The sequence below is a fragment of the Actinomadura logoneensis genome (genome assembly GCF_003428695.1).
Taxonomy (GTDB): Bacteria; Actinomycetota; Actinomycetes; order Streptosporangiales; family Streptosporangiaceae; genus Spirillospora; species Spirillospora logoneensis.
The window spans coordinates 1-2,470 of record NZ_QURH01000642.1 but is presented as its reverse complement, the minus strand read 5'-3'; the positions used below and the strand labels follow the sequence as shown (position 1 = coordinate 2,470).

3 protein-coding genes are annotated in these 2,470 nt (G+C 76.1%); all 3 read left to right on the top strand.

The window, feature by feature from the left end:
• On the top strand, positions 1-1,160 hold a 1,160-nt coding region (locus DZF91_RS25050), incomplete at its 5' end, for a C40 family peptidase (protein ID WP_117359694.1).
• A gap of 71 nt (positions 1,161-1,231) precedes the next feature.
• Positions 1,232-1,687 (top strand): BlaI/MecI/CopY family transcriptional regulator, encoded by a 456-nt coding sequence (locus tag DZF91_RS25045; protein ID WP_199486872.1) that lies wholly within the window; start codon positions 1,232-1,234, stop codon positions 1,685-1,687.
• A 4-nt stretch (positions 1,688-1,691) separates the two neighbouring features.
• The coding region (locus DZF91_RS25040; RefSeq protein WP_147341367.1) for a M56 family metallopeptidase at positions 1,692-2,470 on the top strand (779 nt) is incomplete at its 3' end.

The window sequence follows — 2,470 nt, the reverse complement described above, 5'->3', positions numbered from 1 at the left end:
CCGGACCGGGCCCGCGCCGCCTCCCCGGCGAGGCGCGGACCCGCGTCCGCCCCAAGCCGCACCCCGGCCGCCGCGCGCGGCGGCTCGTGAAGGAGACGCTCGTGCGCCCCGCAAGCACGGTCCGACGCCCGCTCCCCCGGCACCGGACGATGTTCGTCCTCGGGATCACCACCGCCGCCCTGGTCTCTCCGGTCACGATCCCGTCCGCGCAGGCCGCCCCCGCGGCGCCCGCCGCACCCGCCGCGCCGGGCGCCAAGCCGAAGCCCAAGCCGGACGTGAACAAGCTCCGGGACCAGCTCGAACAGCTCACCGAGCAGTACAACGGGCTGAAGGTCAAGCTCTCCGAGACCCGCCGCGCCTCCAAGGTCGCGGACGGCATCGCGCGGCAGCAGGAACGCTCGCTGGAGGCCGTCCGGCGCGACATCGCCCGGGTCGCCGCCGCCACCTACATCAACGGCGAGACCGATCCGACGCAGCGGATGTTCGCCTCGTCCGACCCCCAGTCGCTGCTCGACCAGGCGTCCACCCTGCGGTACTTCGCCACCCAGAACGGCACCCGCGTGTCGGCGCTGCTGCAGGCCGTGCAGGGCGCCGAGCGGGCGCGGCTCGCCGCGCAGGAGCGCAAGCGGCAGGTCGAGACGCTGCGGACGACCCTGGCGAAGAAGCGCGCCGCCGTCGCCAAGCTGTACGACCAGGCCAAGGAGCAGCTGGACAAGGACCGGACCACCGGCCGACCGGACGCGCCGGGCAAGGCGCCGTCGGTGCCGGGGTCCGGCAAGGGCGCGCAGGCCGTCCGCTACGCGCTGGCCCAGCTCGGCGTCCCCTACTCGTGGGGCGGGGGCGACGCGTCCGGCCCCACCTACGGCATCGCGCAGGGCGCCAACATCAAGGGCTTCGACTGCTCCGGGCTGACCCTGTACGCGTACGCGCGCGTCGGCGTGCGGCTCCAGCACTACACCGGCGCCCAGTGGAACGCGGGCACGCACGTGTCCGCCGACCAGCTCCAGCCGGGCGACCTGGTGTTCTTCTACTCCGACCTGCACCACATGGGCATGTACATCGGCGGCGGGAAGATGGTCCACGCGCCGCAGACCGGCGACGTCGTGAAGATCAGCCCGATGGCCGGACGCCCGCTGGCCGGGGCCGTCCGGATCTCCTGACCGTCCCGCCCGGACCGGCCCACGGCGCCGTGCGGGACAATGGCGGCGGAGGGAACGGCGAGGAGGGCGTGGTGGGTGATCTCGGCGGCGCGCTGGAGCGGGCGGTCATGGACGCGCTGTGGGCGGCGGACGAGCCGCTGCGCGTCCGCGAGCTGCTGAACCTGCTCAACGCCTCCGCCGACCGGCCGCTCGCCTACAACACCGTCCAGACCGTGGCCGAGCGCCTGACCCGCAAGAACCTGCTGCGCCGCGTCCAGGACGGGCAGGCGTTCCGCTACACCCCGACGCAGAGCCGCGACGACTTCACCGTCGCGCTCATGCTGGACGCCCTCACCGACTCGCCCGACCAGGGCGCGATCCTGGCCCGGCTGGTCGAGAGCGTCCCGGACGCCGACGCCCGGCGCATGCTGGACGCCCTGAACGCCCGCACCGCCGACGGCCACGGCTCGGGCGGCACGGGCGGCGGCACGGGCGGCCCGCGCGCTTCGGGCGGTCCGGACGGTTCGGGCGACGAGGCGCGGGGCTGACGGGGTGACGGTCCTCGCCGTCCAGCTGGTCTTCCTGGTCGCCGTGCTCGGCTGGTGCGCGGGCGCGTCGCTGGACGGGGCGTCGTTCCCGCGGCGGCATCCGGCGAGCGCGGCGCTGTGCTGGACGGGCGCCGTCCTCGGGCTGTGGGCGTCCCTGTTCGGCCTGCTCGTCCTGGCGCTGTTCTGGCCGGGCGCGGCGGGCCACGGCTTCGCCGAGCTGCTGACCACGTGCCTCACCCCGCACAGCCATCCCGGCCTGCTGTGGGGCGCCCTGGGGAGCTGCGCGGTCGTCGCGCTCTACTCGGTCCGGCTGTCGCGCGGAGTGCCCCGGCTCTGGCGGACGGTCCGGAGCCGGCGGCGCCACCGCAGCATGCTCCGCCTCGTCGCCCGCGCCGACGACCGGCACCCGGACGTGCTGCTGCTCGACCATCCGCTGCCCGTCGCCTACTGCCTGCCCGCGGGCGCCCGGTCCATCGTGATCAGCAGCGGCGCCCGCACCCGGCTGGCCCCCGCCGAACTGGCGGCCGTCCTCGCCCACGAGCGGGCCCACCTGCGGCACCGCCACCACGCCCTGCTGCTGCTCCTGGACCTGAGCCACGCCGCGCTGCCCTGGCTGCCCACCCTCCGGCGGGCCATGGCGACGGTCCCGCTGCTGCTGGAGATGGCCGCCGACGACGCCGCCGTCCGCCGGCACGGCCCGGACGCGGTGCGGTCCGCGCTGCAGAGCCTGGCCCTGCTGCCCGGGCCGTCCGGCACCCTCGCGGCGGCCGGGGACCGGCCCCT